General features: G+C 51.2%; 16 protein-coding genes. 3 read left to right on the top strand and 13 right to left on the bottom strand.

All coding sequences use genetic code 11. The features are described 5' to 3' along the window. Positions 1-224: 224 nt before the first annotated feature. Together eat and LIY36_RS08195 are read left to right on the top strand one after the other, a co-directional pair. A complete protein-coding gene (gene eat / locus LIY36_RS08200; RefSeq protein WP_192298711.1) occupies positions 225-1589 on the top strand; it encodes an ethanolamine permease in 1365 nt (454 codons plus the stop codon). Between the two features lie 111 nt (positions 1590-1700). Next, on the top strand, positions 1701-1868 hold the full coding sequence (locus LIY36_RS08195; protein WP_008437727.1) for a DUF2897 family protein: 168 nt from the start codon (positions 1701-1703) through the stop codon (positions 1866-1868). 8 nt (positions 1869-1876) lie between these two features. On the opposite strand, the gene LIY36_RS08190 is transcribed toward LIY36_RS08195, so the two are convergent. Together LIY36_RS08190 and LIY36_RS08185 are read right to left on the bottom strand one after the other, a co-directional pair. Continuing rightward, positions 1877-2725, bottom strand: coding sequence for an urea carboxylase-associated family protein (locus tag LIY36_RS08190; RefSeq protein WP_226455377.1), 849 nt, complete (start codon positions 2723-2725; stop codon positions 1877-1879). 15 nt (positions 2726-2740) lie between these two features. Next, complete coding sequence (locus LIY36_RS08185) at positions 2741-3385, bottom strand: GntR family transcriptional regulator (RefSeq protein WP_192298709.1); 645 nt, start codon at positions 3383-3385, stop codon at positions 2741-2743. A 132-nt stretch (positions 3386-3517) separates the two neighbouring features. On the opposite strand from LIY36_RS08185, the gene LIY36_RS08180 reads away from it, so the two are divergent. Next, complete coding sequence (locus tag LIY36_RS08180; RefSeq protein ID WP_226455376.1) at positions 3518-4096, top strand: TetR/AcrR family transcriptional regulator; 579 nt, start codon at positions 3518-3520, stop codon at positions 4094-4096. A 17-nt stretch (positions 4097-4113) separates the two neighbouring features. On the opposite strand, the gene LIY36_RS08175 is transcribed toward LIY36_RS08180, so the two are convergent. The 11 genes from LIY36_RS08175 to LIY36_RS08125 form a co-directional block, all read right to left on the bottom strand. Next, complete coding sequence (locus tag LIY36_RS08175; protein WP_226455375.1) at positions 4114-4446, bottom strand: ComEA family DNA-binding protein; 333 nt, start codon at positions 4444-4446, stop codon at positions 4114-4116. Between the two features lie 284 nt (positions 4447-4730). Then, positions 4731-5339 carry an HAD family hydrolase gene (locus LIY36_RS08170; RefSeq protein WP_226455374.1) on the bottom strand — a complete coding sequence of 203 codons (609 nt, stop codon included), beginning with the start codon at positions 5337-5339 and terminating at the stop codon, positions 4731-4733. Continuing rightward, positions 5336-6232 carry an NAD-dependent epimerase/dehydratase family protein gene (locus LIY36_RS08165; RefSeq protein WP_226455373.1) on the bottom strand — a complete coding sequence of 299 codons (897 nt, stop codon included), beginning with the start codon at positions 6230-6232 and terminating at the stop codon, positions 5336-5338. The genes LIY36_RS08170 and LIY36_RS08165 overlap by 4 nt, the downstream gene beginning before the upstream one ends. Then, positions 6229-7296: a carboxylate--amine ligase gene (locus LIY36_RS08160; RefSeq protein ID WP_226455372.1), complete on the bottom strand. Its 1068-nt coding sequence runs from the start codon at positions 7294-7296 to the stop codon at positions 6229-6231. The genes LIY36_RS08165 and LIY36_RS08160 overlap by 4 nt, the downstream gene beginning before the upstream one ends. 205 nt (positions 7297-7501) lie before the next feature. Beyond that, a complete protein-coding gene (locus LIY36_RS08155; protein WP_192298885.1) occupies positions 7502-9496 on the bottom strand; it encodes a polysaccharide biosynthesis protein in 1995 nt (664 codons plus the stop codon). A gap of 70 nt (positions 9497-9566) precedes the next feature. Next, positions 9567-10745 carry a DegT/DnrJ/EryC1/StrS family aminotransferase gene (locus LIY36_RS08150; RefSeq protein ID WP_226455371.1) on the bottom strand — a complete coding sequence of 393 codons (1179 nt, stop codon included), beginning with the start codon at positions 10743-10745 and terminating at the stop codon, positions 9567-9569. A gap of 83 nt (positions 10746-10828) precedes the next feature. After that, positions 10829-11422 (bottom strand): sugar transferase, encoded by a 594-nt coding sequence (locus tag LIY36_RS08145; protein WP_226455370.1) that lies wholly within the window; start codon positions 11420-11422, stop codon positions 10829-10831. Between the two features lie 96 nt (positions 11423-11518). Continuing rightward, a complete protein-coding gene (locus tag LIY36_RS08140) occupies positions 11519-12646 on the bottom strand; it encodes a glycosyltransferase family 4 protein (RefSeq protein ID WP_226455369.1) in 1128 nt (375 codons plus the stop codon). Between the two features lies 1 nt (position 12647). Continuing rightward, a complete protein-coding gene (gene asnB, locus LIY36_RS08135; RefSeq protein WP_226455443.1) occupies positions 12648-14600 on the bottom strand; it encodes an asparagine synthase (glutamine-hydrolyzing) in 1953 nt (650 codons plus the stop codon). Positions 14601-14705: 105 nt separating this feature from the next. After that, a complete protein-coding gene (locus LIY36_RS08130; RefSeq protein WP_226455368.1) occupies positions 14706-15791 on the bottom strand; it encodes a glycosyltransferase family 4 protein in 1086 nt (361 codons plus the stop codon). Between the two features lie 76 nt (positions 15792-15867). Further along, positions 15868-16962: an oligosaccharide repeat unit polymerase gene (locus LIY36_RS08125; RefSeq protein WP_226455367.1), complete on the bottom strand. Its 1095-nt coding sequence runs from the start codon at positions 16960-16962 to the stop codon at positions 15868-15870. Positions 16963-16969 lie beyond the last annotated feature (7 nt).

Here is a 16969-nt window from a genome sequence, read left to right as displayed (position 1 = left end):
TGATGGGTGCTTGCCTGGCGAACGCGGTCGAGTGTGGGCGCGGGCTTGCTCGCGAAAGCGTCGGTTCAAGCACCGCCGCACTTATCTGGTGCAACCCTGGCGGGATTCAAACGCCAAACCATTCCCCCCACGACAGTTGCGCGGCTTTACGACAATGATTCTCAGGCTGGCATGGCCGCTGCAACACCTTGAATCATTCCAAACCGTTCAGGGAGCGCAGCACGATGAACACACAACTCAAACCCACCTTGGGCACCCTGCATTTGTGGGGCATTGCCGTCGGGCTGGTGATTTCCGGGGAATACTTCGGCTGGAGCTATGGCTGGGGCGTGGCCGGGACCTTGGGCTTCTTGGTGACGTCGTTGATGGTCGCCGCGATGTACACCTGCTTTATCTTCAGTTTCACCGAGCTGACCACCGCAATTCCCCACGCTGGCGGGCCGTTTGCCTACAGCCGCCGGGCGTTCGGAGAGAAAGGCGGCTTGATTGCCGGGCTGGCGACTTTGATCGAATTTGTCTTCGCCCCGCCCGCCATCGCCTTGGCCATCGGCGCCTATCTCAACGTGCAGTTCCCGGCTCTCGACCCAAAACACGCGGCCGTCGGCGCTTACATCGTATTCATGGGCCTGAACATCCTCGGGGTGAAACTCGCCGCCACCTTTGAGCTGGTGGTGTGCGTGCTCGCCGTGGCCGAGTTGCTGGTGTTCATGGGCGTAGTCGCCCCGGCGTTCAGCTTCAGCAACTTCGCCCTGAATGGCTGGGCCGGTTCCGACACCTTCGGCGCACCGGCCATTGCCGGGATGTTTGCGGCGATTCCGTTTGCGATCTGGTTCTTCCTCGCCATCGAAGGCGCGGCCATGGCCGCTGAAGAAGCAAAAGATCCGAAGCGCACTATTCCAAAAGCCTACATCAGCGGCATCCTGACCTTGGTGATCCTGGCCATGGGCGTGATGTTCTTCGCCGGTGGCGTGGGCGACTGGCGCACCCTGTCGAACATCAACGACCCGCTGCCCCAAGCGATGAAAACCGTGGTGGGCGACAGCTCCGGCTGGCTGCACATGCTGGTATGGATCGGTTTGTTCGGCCTGGTGGCCAGCTTCCACGGCATTATCCTCGGCTACTCGCGTCAGTTCTTCGCCCTGGCTCGCGCCGGTTACCTGCCATCTTTCCTGGCCAAGCTGTCACGTTTTCAGACGCCGCACCGCGCCATCATCGCCGGTGGCGTGGTCGGTATCGCCGCGATCTACAGCGACGGCCTGATCAACCTGGGCGGCATGACACTGACCGCCGCGATGATCACCATGGCAGTGTTCGGCGCCATCGTGATGTACATCATGAGCATGCTCAGCCTGTTCAAGTTGCGTAAGACCGAGCCGCTGCTGGAACGCACCTTCCGCGCGCCGGGTTATCCGATTGTGCCGGGCATCGCGCTGGTACTGGCGGTGGTGTGCCTGGTCGCGATGGCCTGGTTCAACGCGCTGATCGGGCTGATTTTTCTGGCCTTCATGGCAGTCGGGTTTGCCTACTTCCAGTTGACTGCACAAAACCGCGCCGATGCCCCGGCGGATGCGATGTTGACCGGGCTCTGATCTACTTGAGGCAGAACGGGCCTACACTGAACTACTCAGAAAGCCCGTCACTCAAAGCAGTTATTACCGTGGGAAAATTCTCCCACGGCAATCTGCCTCAAGGAGAGCCTTATGCCGTGGTATGCGTGGTTGATTTTAGTGGTAGCGATCGGATCGATCGTCGGTGGCTTGCTGATGCTGCGGGACAGCGCCAACAAAGTGGAACTCACCGACGAACAACGCAAGCGCGTGGCCGAACGCAACGCCCAGGCGGATGCCAAGGACGCGCAGGATCGCTGAGCCTTGGGTTACTCCCAGGCAGCCTTGGCAATCTGCAAACCGTGCTGCCCCTTATAGGCAGCACGTTCCGGCTGGCTCCAGCCATCCAGCAGCGCCTCGTCCAACCGATAGATCTCGACACCCAACGGACGGCACACCGTCAGGGGGTCCTGGGCGTTGGGCCCCCACATCGGCAGTGACAAGTCCCCGCCCGGGCATGTCGACAGCGCGCACAGCAGATCAATCTCGGCAAAGAACTCCAGGTAATCGCCCTTGCGCGCCGGGCACGCCTTCATGAAATACATGTCGTCATGATTGAGGCCGGTGCACTGGAAAATATTCAGCACGTCATGCACGTCGAATTCCGTCAGGCCGTGGGGCAATACCGCACGCGTCAGGTTCGAATGGCAGTGGTGGTGGAAATCCTCGCCGGTGAGCATGCGGTTCACATAGGGATCGCAGCGCGTGCCAAGCAAATCGTGCAGGCGCCCGCCGTGTTCATCGATGCCATAGCCCGCCAGGCTGTCATCGGTGATCGTAACCAGCGGCCGCAGGAACGGCAGGTTCGACCACAACCGGTCATGGGTACTGACATGCGCACCCTGCAACTGCCGCGTGCGTGCCGCCCAGAGGCGCTCGCGCGGATCGTTGGCGTTCCATACATTGAAATCCCCCACCTGCGGACCGACCGGCGTAGTCACCCGGAACACATGCCCTGCCGGCACCTTCCACGCCCTCCCCGTGCGAATCGGCACCTCGAATTGTTCGATCAACGTGCGCTGGTCGGCACGCTCACGAATCCGCTCATAAAACGCGGTGTCGACCTGCAACGCCGAACCTTTGCTGACCTGATAGGCGGCCGGATAGTCTTTGTACATGATGGGGTTCCTCGATCAGGGTTGGGTGAACAGGGCCAGTGACAGACGTTCCGAATCATCCAGGTACACGCTCATCGCTTCGCCTGCCGCCGGTTTGTCCTCCTGGACCAGTAACGTGTAAATCTCACGATCACGCTCCAGCCAAGGCGACTGGAAGCGCTGCTCGTCGGGCGCCGCACAAAACACCAGGCGCAGCTGCGCGATCACCTGGGCGAAAAATTCATCAAACAAGGGGCTGCGCATCAAGCCGACAATCTGCTGGTGGAACACCAGGCTGTGGGTGGCCACGGCTCGCCAATCCTCACGCTCCCGCGCCAGGCTGGTGGCATCGATGGCGTTCTGCATGCGCTCAGACTGATCGGATGTCAGCGCGCGGCTTTGGGCGATGGCCTGCAGCTCCAGGGTACGTCGGACGACAAACAAATCGCGCACCTCGTCGCGCTCCAGGCGCCGGACCATGACCCCCTTGTTGCGCACATAACGGGTCAGGCCCTCCTGCCCCAAACGGTGCAACGCTTCGCGGATCGTATTGCGCGACGCGTTGTACCTCTTGACCAATTCCACCTCGACCAACGCCATTCCAGGTAACAACCGCCCGCCGATGATATCGGCGCGCAGCTCCAGAGCGATCTGGTCGGCCAGCGACAAACTGAGCGTCATCTTTACCTCGTGATTGTTGAACAATCTGCGCTGTAGACGTAATCACTTTTCATGCCAAGCTGCAGACCTGTGTGCAGATGCGTAATAACGTTCAACTTGGTTAAACTTCCCCCTCGTTCCCGAGGCCGCCTTATGCGTTATTCCCGAGACCACAAAGCCAAGACTCACCAACGCATCATCAAGGAAGCGTCCGTGCGCTTTCGCCGCGATGGCATTGGCGCCACCGGCTTGCAACCCTTGATGAAGGCGCTGAACCTGACCCATGGCGGGTTCTACGCACACTTCAAGTCCAAGGACGAACTGGTGGAAAAGGCCCTCCTCGCCTCGGCGGCAGAACTCAATGCGCATTGCGAGACACTCTTCAGCCAGGAGCGGCCGCTGGACGCGTTCATCGACAGCTACTTGTCGGACTGGCACCAGGTCTCCCCGGACCAGGGTTGCCCGCTGCCAACCATGTGCTCCGAGTTGGGGATGAGAGGCCAGCCTAGTCCAACAACGGACGCTGTACTCGACGCACGGCTCAAGCAGATTGAAACAGCGCTGGGTGAAGGCCGCGGTGATGCGCAGAGCCTGGTGGTGATGTCGACACTGGTGGGCGCATTGGTGCTGGCCAGGAGTGTCGAGAATCCGCAGTTGGCGGCGCGGATCATGGCGGTGGTGCGCGATACCTTGAAGGCGCAGATACAGGATGACGAAAAGGCCGGTCAATGACCGGCCTCCCTGACGCCTCAGTTGATCGACAGCCTTTCGCGATTCTTCTCCAGCAGCGCCTTGCCGATCCCCTTCACTTCCAGCAACTCATCTACCGCCGTGAACGGCCCATTGCTATCGCGGTAGGCGATGATCGCCTTGGCTTTGGCGGCACCGATGCCAAACAGATCCCGACGCAGGGTCTCCGCGTCGGCGGCGTTCAGGTTCACCTTGGCGGATTGCTCGGCCTTGTTGATCTGCGCGGAAATGGGCGCTGGGGCTTCGGGTTTGATCGAAGGGGCGGCGGTGGTGGTGACGGAAAGTGTGGCGAGGACAGCGAAGATCAGGGAAGAAATGTAGGTGTTTTGCATGGGTGACGCTCCTTGGGATCAATAAGAGAAAAGCAGCTTTTCCGAAGCTGCTTTTCAAACTTAGGTGATGTGGGGGATTCGTCAAAGAGGGTTGAGTTACAGGGTGTAAATTTAAGTATTCGAAAGGTGCTTCAGGAAATAAATAGTCATAGAAAATTATGCAAACCTGAATAAAGGCTATTATTTCGACTCTACCAAATAAAATCAGAAGCAACTTAAAAACTCAAAAACACTCCATGAATCCTTATAACTAAATTGACCGTCGAGCCGATAGCGCTCTGATACTAAAGCGCAAAGTCGATGACCGACTCGACAACTCGACTCGGACAGTATTTAAGTAAAGCCTCACGCTTCATAAAACCGGTCAATACAGCACAGGTACTCATACCGAGCGCAGCACCCACCTGTATATCTTTCCCTGTATCGCCAATCACCCAATCAGCCGAACTCAAATCCTTGACGTTTTGCGAAATCAAAAAATCTTTTGTATTGCGCTGTTCGGTAACCATCACACTTTCAAAATACTCGAGCAACTTCAGACTTTCCAGTTGCACATAGACAGGGTCAACCAACTGACGCGCCGTGCAAACATACAATTTCGCCTCACTTTTCAACCGCGATAACGCAGCATGCACACCGGGAAAATTCGTATCTATCGAAAGAAATTCCGGACTTTCAATTAAATCCATCCATCGCTCACGAAACTCTATAACCTGCGTTTCTCCAAGGCCGAATTGGCGCGACAAAATCGCCTCATTTGAAAGCCCCGCAAATTTAAAATCCCAGTACTGAATATAATCAAGCCGTGACTCCGGAACCAACTTTTGGAAAAGCTGATATAGGCGAAGACGCGAGTCGATCAGCGTGCCATCGAGATCAAATATAATATTCACTTGAGGCTCTCGAAGTAAGCAAACTCGGCGTTCAGCCCCAACAAGAAAGGTGTCTCTTGAGGTAGCAAATATTTCTTTAACAACATTGTATCAAAAACAAAGTCGCGCTTAACACCCGAAAATTCGCGCCGAACTATTTCAACGGGCCGACCACTGATTGCAACCAACTCATCCAATACTGTTTTGATTGATACGGCGGTACCACCGACGATGTTAATGACAGAAACCTGTTCCGCCAAGTCAACCGCAGCGAGCAGCGCCGTAACGACATCATCAATATAAATGAAACTTCTTAACTCAGCCCCATCCCCGTACAACTCAACAGGTCCGCCTGCCAGGATACTTGTGATAGTTTTGGGTAGGAATTTCGCGTATTTCTCCTCACCTGGTCCGTAGACGTGGCCGACGCGCAGAATTGTATGATTAATTTTTTTCTCACGGGCAAACAGTGAAACCATTTGTTCGCAGTAAAGCTTAGACCACCCATACAAGGTCGCAGGCACAGTAGGTGTAAGCTCCGATATCGGAGTGGCGGATGCATACACATCGAGCGTGCTGACAAACAATATCCTGCTCAGTTTACTAAAGGGTAATTTCAGCAACTCTTCAGTGAAATAAACATTACCGTTACACGCACTAAAAATATTGGCTTCGCCGCCACTTTTCGGAGTATAGGCTCCCGCATGGATCAAAACATCGACATTTTCGATCCTGGCAAGGTCCGCGGCCTGCAAACCGAAACCGGGCAATGATTTATTATAAACAATGCTATAACAGCCCTCGATTTTCCGAGAACTGAACGCAGTGACACTATCCTTCCCCCACAGCGTGATTGCCGCATCTAATAGCCGCTCGCCAATAAAACCAGACGCGCCGGTAATTAAAATATTCATATGAAGATAATCTCATCTCGAATACCTTGCTCGGTAGTCAACCTTGGAGGCGTATCCATACCGCGCAGCCACATAAGGTCATTTGGCAAAGGATTGATGATGGACTCTAGCTGTGGAAACTCCCCGTGCAGTGCAATATCCTTGAAAATCTCAGGCATATTCAAACCTGCCTCGGTAAAAAACTGCACGGTTGTGAAAAATCTGGAAATATTGATTTCAGTAGGATTTGGCACACCATCAAAACCATACGCCATGTCCACACCAAATATTCCATGCGGCTTTTCTGAAACAGCCTTTATACAGTTAATTGCTACTTCAGTGGCTTTATCGTTAGCGCAGGTAACCCCAACTTTCGTGACACCTGTAACACCAGAAATACTTCTATTGCCATGAGTCCAACTTCTACGCTCACGTGATTGCGCTACAACCAAATCACCTTCGTGCCAGATAGAAAGCCATGTAATAGTGTTGGGTGTGAGCAACTCAGCAGCTACAAAATCCCCCCAACCGTTATAATGATCAATCCACGACTTAGCCAAGGCAAAGTCATTGGTAGGTATCGCCCCCTTGCCACCGCCCCCAATAGAGGACGCACGCAACCAAATTTTACCGTCAACATTCCCGAGGGATTTGAATGCCTCTCGCAGATCCTGCTCGTCGTTGATCATAATATTGCGGGGCACTGTAATGCCTGCGCGCTTGAAAGCTTCATAAGACTTATGCTTATGCACGCACGTATCGATAACTTCATGACTGGGCATAAACAACTTTGTACCCGTTGCAAGAATTGCATCACGTATCAAAGAGGCATGAAAAATCTCAAGATCGTTCTGGAAGTGAACTAAATCTGGCTTCTCGGCATTTAATAGTTGAATCAGCTTGCCCTGGTATTCTGGCGTGTTGGCGTACGGAATATAAAACTTCTTACTTGCCTTTGACAACGCGAGGTCTGAAGGCTCCGACCCCATTCCAATAACCGTATCGCCTTTGGCACCCATCAAAAGTGAATTGATCACGCCCTCGGACGGTGCCCCACCAGCCCCTGCGATAAGTATTTTAGACATTTCAGACTCCAATCTATGAGGCACAAAACCAAAACTGTGCAAAATAAGTAAACTGTAAAATTAAAAGAGCTAGATATTCAGAGAACATCCTTACCCTCCAACCTGAACACACTAGCTACTTAAGAAGATCATGTCGATCCTCGACAGTGAGCAGACAATCATTCGCATCAATGCCACTGTGCTACGCCTCGGCAGACTATAGCCATTATGGTTCCTGTCGACGTTGTTGATAAACCCAATCGACTATCTCGCCGTCAGGTGAATATCCGCTCACCGTATCACGAAGTAGTTGTCGTACCCGACCATAGTCATCGTGATGAATCGCGTCGAGTAGTTCACTCAACTTTGTCTTCAGGACATCCCAGGCGATGTGATCCTCACTGGCACTCATAATCATTGGATGCTGAGTACCGACTACGTTATCGCCGATCAGCAATTCCTCATAAAGTTTCTCTCCGGGCCGCAGACCGCTGAACTCTATTGCAATGTCTCCATGAGGATTTTTCTCAGACCGCAGACTCAAGCCTGAGAGGTGAATCATTTTTTCCGCCAATTCAACGATCCTAACCGGCTCCCCCATGTCGAGTACAAACACATCGCCGCCCTGCCCCATCGAACCAGCTTGAATAACCAACTGGGCAGCCTCAGGAATGGTCATGAAATACCGGGTAATTTTAGGATGGGTAACCGTTAGCGGCCCCCCAGACTTGATCTGTTTATGGAATAAGGGAATGACTGATCCGGATGACCCTAGCACATTGCCAAAACGAACCATGGTGAAGCGTGTTTTATTGACACGAGAGACGTTTGCCTTTTCACCAAACATCACAGGCGCCACTTCCTGACTGAGGGCCTGCAGCGTCATTTCGGCCAACCGCTTGGTACTGCCCATAACGTTAGTTGGCCGCACCGCTTTATCAGTAGAAATCAATACGAAATTGGCAACTCCGGCCTGCAGAGCTGCCTGTGCAGTATTCAAGGTACCGATTACATTATTCAGTACCCCTTCAGCAATATTATGCTCAACCATCGGCACGTGCTTGTAAGCCGCAGCATGATAAACAGTATCTACATGCCAGGTTTTCATCACGTCCAGCAGTTTCGCTGGATCACGAACAGATCCTAGGATCGGTAGGACTCTAACAATCAGCGACTCGCGCGCAATGCGTTGCTCCAACTCAGATAAAATGCAATAAAGATTGAATTCACTGTGTTCAAACATCAACAGAGTAGTCGGACGAAGCTCCAGAATCTGCCTACATAGCTCAGAACCAATCGAACCACCAGCACCGGTAACCAAAACCGTTTGCCCTTTAATGCAATGCTCCAGTAGTTCCGCTTGGGCCGGGACCGCATCACGTCCTAAAAGATCGGCAATATCGACTTCCTGAATATCGTCAACCTTTACACGACCGCTCGCAAGGTCCATGAATCCGGGAACGCTACGCACATGCAGAGGATACTTCTCAAGAAGCCCCAAGATCTCACGACGGCGACCACGATTGGAAGAAGGGATCGCCAATAGAATCTCTTGAGCACCTGTAGCATCGATCATTCGCTGAATATGACGCGGTTTGTATACCTGCAAGCCCGAAATGACACGATCGGAAATACTGTCGTCATCGTCAATGAACGCTACAGGCCGCATTACACGACCCATTCGTAAAGCAGCAACTAGTTGGTTACCCGCGGCACCGGCACCATAAATCGCAACTCGCGGAAGACCGTTTTCTCGACTGGTAAATGGAACATGCTGAGCAGCCGCGAACCAATCACCCAAGAAATACTGTCGCATCGCCAAGCGCAAACCGCCCACCATTATTAGACTTAACCACCAGTAATTAAAAATAATGGACCTTGGAATAACACTCTGATGATTACTGAACCAATAAACAATCACACCCAGAATAAGAGATGAGAGACAAACAGCTTTGATGATAGCGATGAGCGCATCATTACCGAAGTACCGCATCACAGCGCGGTACATTCCAAACCGAATGAACAAGGGGATGGCGACGACCGGCGCACAGACGAACAACCACAGATGCAGCCTGACCGGATTGGTCATTTCGTCTATTCCCAGGCGCACTACGAACGCAAGCCAAAGCGCACTCCAAACCAAAATCACATCCGTGATCACCTGCAAGACCCGCTTTTGTCTTCGAGGAAGACTCAGCAAGTACGCCCGTATGCGATCCATATACCCCTTGAACACTATTTTGCTCCCAGCGAAATCTTCATTCTGACCATCATTGCGCCATCTCACACAATTATTGGATTGATGCCTCACCCACTATGTCTGTCAATACTCTGCAAGTCATCTGAATTTCACTTGCCGTCAACGTTGGATGGACGAGAAGCATCAAACTCGTCTCACCTAGCTCTTTGGCGTTGGGGAGCCTTTTTGCCGGTCGCCAGCCGGTGTTGTCGAATGCTTTTTCGAGATAGACCTCAGAGCACGATCCTGAAAAGGCAGGAACGCCGCGTGCCGCGAATTCGCTCAAGATACGATCACGGGACCAGCCGTCTCTTAAACGTTCTGGGCGTACAAAGAAATAACACTTATAGGCAGCGTGCACATCACCTTCAGGAAAGTCCGGGACTCTCAACGCAGGCAACCGACGTGCAGCCGCCCAAATGCTCTGCGCATTCTGTGCACGCTGAGCGTGCCATGCCTCCATCCGGCGCAACTGAATACGACCAATTACAGCCTGCACCTCAAGCATACGCCAATTGGTACCAAAACTTTCGTGTACCCAGCGAAAACCAGGGGCATGGGAGCGCTCGTACACAGCCTCCCAACTCTTGCCATGATCCTTGTACGACCACATCTTCGCCCAAAGATCGCGGTCGTTAGTCGTGACCATGCCACCTTCGCCGCCGGTGCTCATGATTTTATCCTGACAGAAGGACCAGGCTCCGATATGGCCTATGGAGCCAACTGGCCGGCCCTTATAATAAGCCCCGTGCGCCTGCGCACAGTCCTCAATGACTTTCAAGTCATGTTCGGCAGCAAGGCTCATGATTGGATCCATATCACATGGCCAGCCTGCAAGGTGTACACAGATCACTGCTCGTGTACGTGGAGTAATCACTGCTTCAACAGACTTCGCTGTGATGTTTTGCGAGTCAAGATCCACATCAGCGAACACAGGGATGGCACCTGCATTCACAATGGAAGAAACAGACGCAAGGAATGTTCTGGAGGTTACGATGACCTCATCACCGGAACCAATGCCTAGAGCTACCAGCGCTACGTCCAACGCAACAGTCCCGTTTGCGAGCGCAACAGCATGATTGACGCCCGACCAGGTAGCGAATTCCGCCTCGAACTGACGCGTTTCCTGCCCCGTCCAATAGTTGACCTTATTTGATAGAACCACATCGCGGACAGCGTCTGCTTCCTCTACCGTGAAAGAAGGCCAGGGAGAAAATGTTGTTCCTAACATGGAAACTCCTTATGTATTTATAAAAGCAAAAGCATGCGACACTGATCGGCTAATTTACAGCGCCCAGGTGCATCAGTCCTTTTTCACTTAGTGCCTGTAAACTTATTCATTGTTGCTACGCCGTCAGCACTAATACCCTCTCTGACGAAAACCTTCTTAACAGTCATCATAATTATCTTAAGATCCATCCAGAGCGATCTTCTTTCAACATACCAAATATCGAGTTTAAATTTTTCTTCCCAGCTAAGGGAGTTACGTCCATTTACCTGAGCCCAGCCAGTGATGCCAGGTCTTACATCGTGGCGCCGATACTGCTCAGCACTATACAAAGGCAAATATTCCATCAATAACGGCCTAGGGCCGACGATACTCATGTCCCCCTTGAGTACGTTCAGAAGGCTAGGCAATTCATCAAGGCTGGTGGAGCGCAAGAAGCGACCGAACCTAGTCAGGCGATCAGAATCGGCCAGCGGAACTCCATCTTGATCGCAATCATCACGCATAGTACGAAATTTGACCAACGTAAAGGGTTTGCCATTCAGCCCCGGTCTGACCTGCTTAAACAGCACCGGCGACCCAAGCTTCTTCCTGACGAACCAAGCCACGACAATCATGACTGGAGCAAATAAAAAAAGACCGCATACAGATGCAAAAATATCAAATGAACGCTTAAGCATAATCTACCCAGTAGAGAAATAAGGCTGGCTTCAACCCTGAGCTAACAAAAACACGAAAACCATAGGTTCCAAGCCACATCCTATGATTTACAAGCACTAAATACCCATTCCATCCAACATAACTTCGTTGACCTTTTTCACGTCATACTTAATCTCGCACAAATGCCGGGACTGCTTGCCCATCGTCTGGATGAGCTCGGGGCACTCGACGAAACGCAACATCGCCGCAGTGAGTTCACTGACGTCCTTTACTGGTATCAAGAACCCATTTTCGCCGTCAATAACAGTCTCTCTGCAGCCTGGTGCATCGGTGGTAATAATAGGCCTGCCCATGGCCATCGCTTCAAGTACTGTACGAGGAGTTCCCTCACGATAAGAGGGCAGAACATACACGCTTGAATCAGAAATTGCGGGGCGGACATCTTTCAGACGCCCAAGAAACTGAACTGTACCGTCAGCAATCCAGGCGTCTAATTCGTCAGGTGAAATCTTGTCGGGATTTTCGTCGATCCATCCTACAATCTTGAATACAACGCCCTCATGCTTGGCCTTAACGGCCCGGGCGGCCGCAACGAACTCGCGTACCCCTTTATCGCCAAGAAGTCGGGCGATTAAAAGAAAACTGACCGATCCGGGGAGTGGTACGACACCAAAATTGCTAAGATCGACACCTGAGCCGTTTACCACCGTAGACGGTGTCTCGGAAGCGATTAATCGCATCTCCTTGAAAAGCGCCTCATCATCAGGGTTCTGAAAGAAAACCCTCGTAGCAGGTCGCAGCGCCAATGCATACAAATGCTGCACCAGCGACTGGAGCAATCCGCGTCCACCACTCCCAGGATTAGTCGCGTGTTGAAACGCGTAACCTAAGCCGGTAATAAGCGCAAAACGACGGCGAACTCTCATCAGGCGCGCGGCAAGCAAGCCATAGATTACTGGTTTCACTGTGTAAGCCAGGACGGCTTCTGGATTGACGCGCACCATTAGCTTACAAAGCGAGATAAACGCCATGAGATCTGCGAACGGGTTCGTTCCCACACGCTGCAAAGGTATTTCGTATACTGTTATACCTTTACTTTCCAGATCTGCTCTAACGGCACTTCCAGCGGGTAACCCTGGAGCAGCAACACTCACCGAGAGACCTCTCGCAAGCAAAGCGTCCAACAAAGGTCCCCGAAAATTAATCAATGAGTCCGCGTAGCTAGCAATCACAAGAATTTTCATATCATTGTTCCGCCAACCACGCCTGAAACATCAAAATGTCCCACAAATGATGTTGCCAATTTTTCCGCCCACTCAAGTGCTCCGCCCACTTACGGCGAATCGGCTCTGGGTGAAGATAACCTTCTCGACGGAGCCGCGATTCATCCAAGAGCTCCTCAGCCCACTCTCGTAAAGGACCTCTCAACCAACTGTCCAGCGGGATGCCGAAACCTTGCTTCGGGCGCTCGATAAGATCTTTAGGAACGTGACGGTACAGCACCTCTCGTAACAACCATTTGCCTTGACCGCCACGTATCTTGTATTCCAACGGCATCCGCCAGGCCAGCTCAACCACCCGATGATCAAGCATCGGCACCCGAGATTCAAGGCTCACAGCCATAGACGCGCGGTCCACCTTGACGAGGATGTCATCAGGCATATAAATCTGTGCATCCATCGCCATCATCCAATGCTCAAAGCTATCGGCGGCAGGCCATTCATTTTTATTTGTAAAAAGCGTTTGAGGTTCACACGCACCAATAACCACACTGGCAGGATCGTCCCAGTGACTATTCAGTTGATGATAAAACGCTTCACCACTGGTAAGCCCAAGTACCGATGCGAGCTTGTGAGCCTTATCTCCTGGGGTTGCCAAATGCATCCGCTCTGGTAACAGAGGTTTAGTTAATGCAAATAGGCGATCCCAGCTAGCAGGAGAAAGAGAACGCAAGATTTGGGAAGCGCCACTACGCGCAAACCCAGGCAAACGGTGCATGCGCTGCCAAACTTTACGCGCGGTCAAATAACGATTATAACCACCAAATAACTCATCGCCACCATCGCCACTAAGAACTACAGTCACGTCTTGTCGGGCCATTTGACTAACAAGAAAAGTTGGAATTTGGGAGCTATCACTGAAAGGCTCAGAATAAATCGACGCCAATCCAGGAATAACTCGAAGTGCATCTTGAGGACGAACATAAAGTTCGGAATGCTCTGTGCCCAGATGCTTCGCTACTGCTTTAGCATATATGGCCTCATCATATGCAGCCTCATCGAAACCGATAGTAAACGTGCGAACCGCACGTGTACTTTGGGCCTGCATTAATGCAACAACCACACTACTGTCGACACCACCACTCAGGAACGCACCGAGAGGTACATCAGCAAGCATCTGTTGACCGATACTATGTAGAAGTGTGCTTTCCAATGTATCCGTAGCCTCAACTTCGGAACCTTGAAAGGGGTTCGCGAGCCCTGCTTCTACGACACTATTTACAGACCAATATGCATGAGGACGAGCATCTTTAGCTGCACTCGGGTTACCCAAATTCAGCGTGATGTAATGACCAGGACGAAGCTTGTTGATATTTTTGAAAATGCTGTAGGGGGCAGGAATACAGCTGTAGCGCAACATAAGCGCCAAGGAATTACGGTCAACTTCTGCCTTGAATCCTGGATATGCTTTTATGGCACTCAACTCGGATCCAAATAAAAGAACATCTCCTTGCCAGCCCCAATAAAGTGGCTTTTCACCCATACGGTCCCGTGCGAGCGTCAGTATTTGCTCATGCCTGTCCCAAAGTGCAAACGCAAACATCCCCACCGACGCCTTTAGGGCTCTTTCAACCCCCCATCGAACTAGGCACTCAAGCAAAACCTCAGTATCTGAATGCCCGCTCCACGCCACAGAGGCACCTTCATCAGCTAGCTGACTACGGAGCTGGTTATGATTATAAATTTCGCCATTGAACGTCAGGACGTATCGTTGATCTGCTGAGTGCATGGGCTGGTGGCCAGCACTCGTGAGATCGACTATCGCCAAACGTCGATGCCCAAGTGCAAGACCGCAGTCATCAATCCAAACGCCCGCGTCATCAGGTCCACGATAAGCTATGGCGTCGTTCATTTTTGAAATGCAATCGTAAAGCTGAGCGGGCTTAGAAAGGTCAAAAAGACCACTTATTCCACACATTGTTAACGAATCCTGAATTTGAGCACTTGGACGAAAAAAACGCACACAGATCTTAAAAAATCAAATGAACATGAGCACAAACAACACCAGAGCCGGCCAACGCTGTTATGCATGGTCGAGGCTTTCTCCCGCACGTCCAAGTATATCTCTAATCCGAGGAGCTTGAATCTGTAAGGAAAAAGTTTGCTCGACAGCACGACGCCCGTTCCGCCCATAACTGGACCGCAGTTTTTCGTCACTCAACAGCTTGCCCAAACAATCTCGCCAATCAGAAAGATCCACCGCCAACATACCGCACTGATTCCCCTCGACGATGTCGACGTTTACACCAACCGGCGAAGCAATGACTGGCACACCGCAAGCCATGTATTGAATGAGTTTATATCCACATTTCCCTTTTTCCCAGTCTCCATCAACGAGAGGCATTATTCCAATATCCAATAGCTGAATAAAGCCCGTTTCAGCATCCTCGCTCCAAGGATGAAGCTCTATATCGACACCTTCGAATTCGCTAAGAACTCCTGCCCCCGCCCCCATGAGTACCAGGCGAGCGTCGTACGTCTCACACGCTTCCCTGAGCGCATCACGAATCTGGACAACGTATTTTTCGGTTGAGGGCGACCCAATCCATCCAATCGTAAGTTTCCTATTTCGTTGCGACGCTTCCCCAGAATATCTTAAATAGTCAACAACGGTAGGAACAACTTCAATGCTTGACGCACCAGCATTAGCCGCCCTTTGGGCCAGATAATTATTTCCAGCGACTACACAATGCGCGTATCGCATTACAACATCAATTTTCGAGCCTAACAGCGCTCTAACAAAAACGTTTTTTGACAAATCATAGTTATGAAAAATAGCATCATCGTAGTCAACAACGTACGGAATACCCAAAACTTTTAGCAACCGCTCCACTGTGGCGGGCAAGAAAGGAAATATTTCCTTCTCGATCCAAATTACATCATATTTTCCCACTTGGAAAAGAACCAAAAAACGCGCTATATACCGCTTGAGCGTCAGCCAATGGGAGCGGCCTCGCCCCTGATAAAGGGACTCTAAATATTGGTCATCAAAAAGAGTTTGAACTTTTACCTGGACGCCATCACTTTCCAAGTAAGGCAAATACTGTAGCGCTCTAAGTCGGGTACTGGCGCCCATACGAGAGTATTTTGACAACAACAAAACCTTCATATCAACCAAAACTCCAAACCATCACAAGCAAACTTTGAAAGGCACAACCAACCATTGCCCACCACAATCAATAGCACTAATTCCGCCCAATAAAACGACCAGCAAACAGCGGAATAAATATTAACGCCAAATACAAATACGTGGTTAACGAGAACTGCCAGGCGTAAAACATCATAATCAACGCATACATGTAACAACTCAGCAAAGCCAGGTAATAACCTTTCCGCTTCATCGCCAACACTCGTAGCAGAGCAAAAACGCCACCGAGAAATGCCATACTGACTATGACTGCTGGAGTTCCTCCAGCTAGATACGGAGACGCCGCGTAGGTAAGAACGTTGAAATCACGGTCAGTAAGCCCAAGATCGAGCGGTGCGCACGAATACAAGCCGAGCGAGATAATGTCAATTAACTTACCAAACACAAGATCAGCGCAACCTAAATACTCCCTCCCCTCAGTCCATACCGAAAACGCCGTCACCGCATAAGAAAAGTACTTTAATAAAAAATCATAGCTATTGTCCCCGCCGGTTTTCCCAGTACCAATAGCAACGATAATAAACAATGCGACCAGCAGGGCAAATGAAACGAGTAGCCCCTTGAGCTTGACCCACCCCTCGTTAATCGCCGTATACCCGATCGCAACAAACAAAAAAAGCATACTTGTTCTTTCGGCCATGCTAAATGCAGAGACCAAGTAAATCGAAGCGGCAATAATGCAAGGAAGCGCCCTTTTCCTCTGCGCATAGTAAAGTGCCAACGCCAAAGAAAACAACGCGAAGTGCTGCGCACCGTAGGAAGGCTGATGCTCCCATGTATTTGCAATTCGCAGTGCCAACAAAACACTATCGTACTGCCCACTCATCCCGACGGCAATAATCTTATAAAGACAAAGAACAAGGCCAACAAAAGACAAAACCCAGTAGAGCTGTATAACAAACAAATAAGGTACAGAGACCTCCTTCTTGGGCGTTATAAAATTCGTCAACAACAAGAACGCATAAACTAAAAAATAAAGCACAACAAACGAAAGCACGCCCAACAAATATACACTATGCCCCCACTCCCACTCTTGCTCCAATGCAAAAATATTTGCGGCAAACATCAACGTCGTTATGAACAATAAAATGAAGACAGGGGACACTAATGCGTTCTTAAAATATTTTCCCACTTAAGCC

The organism is Pseudomonas sp. AF03-9, from assembly GCF_020515815.1.
Taxonomy (GTDB): Bacteria; Pseudomonadota; Gammaproteobacteria; order Pseudomonadales; family Pseudomonadaceae; genus Aquipseudomonas.
This window is presented reverse-complemented; position numbering and strand designations above follow the sequence as displayed.

Bases quoted from the DNA above. Each gene is read 5' to 3' on its own strand.
- LIY36_RS08140 (WP_226455369.1), bottom strand. From the start codon at position 12,646: ATGAAAATTCTTGTGATTGCTAGCTACGCGGACTCATTGATTAATTTT.
- LIY36_RS08150 (WP_226455371.1), bottom strand. From the start codon at position 10,745: ATGTTAGGAACAACATTTTCTCCCTGGCCTTCTTTCACGGTAGAGGAA.
- LIY36_RS08145 (WP_226455370.1), bottom strand. From the start codon at position 11,422: ATGCTTAAGCGTTCATTTGATATTTTTGCATCTGTATGCGGTCTTTTT.
- LIY36_RS08155 (WP_192298885.1), bottom strand. From the start codon at position 9,496: ATGGATCGCATACGGGCGTACTTGCTGAGTCTTCCTCGAAGACAAAAG.
- LIY36_RS08190 (WP_226455377.1), bottom strand. From the start codon at position 2,725: ATGTACAAAGACTATCCGGCCGCCTATCAGGTCAGCAAAGGTTCGGCG.
- eat (WP_192298711.1), top strand. From the start codon at position 225: ATGAACACACAACTCAAACCCACCTTGGGCACCCTGCATTTGTGGGGC.
- LIY36_RS08185 (WP_192298709.1), bottom strand. From the start codon at position 3,385: ATGACGCTCAGTTTGTCGCTGGCCGACCAGATCGCTCTGGAGCTGCGC.
- LIY36_RS08160 (WP_226455372.1), bottom strand. From the start codon at position 7,296: ATGTCTAAAATACTTATCGCAGGGGCTGGTGGGGCACCGTCCGAGGGC.
- LIY36_RS08180 (WP_226455376.1), top strand. From the start codon at position 3,518: ATGCGTTATTCCCGAGACCACAAAGCCAAGACTCACCAACGCATCATC.
- LIY36_RS08165 (WP_226455373.1), bottom strand. From the start codon at position 6,232: ATGAATATTTTAATTACCGGCGCGTCTGGTTTTATTGGCGAGCGGCTA.
- asnB (WP_226455443.1), bottom strand. From the start codon at position 14,600: ATGTGTGGAATAAGTGGTCTTTTTGACCTTTCTAAGCCCGCTCAGCTT.
- LIY36_RS08195 (WP_008437727.1), top strand. From the start codon at position 1,701: ATGCCGTGGTATGCGTGGTTGATTTTAGTGGTAGCGATCGGATCGATC.
- LIY36_RS08130 (WP_226455368.1), bottom strand. From the start codon at position 15,791: ATGAAGGTTTTGTTGTTGTCAAAATACTCTCGTATGGGCGCCAGTACC.
- LIY36_RS08175 (WP_226455375.1), bottom strand. From the start codon at position 4,446: ATGCAAAACACCTACATTTCTTCCCTGATCTTCGCTGTCCTCGCCACA.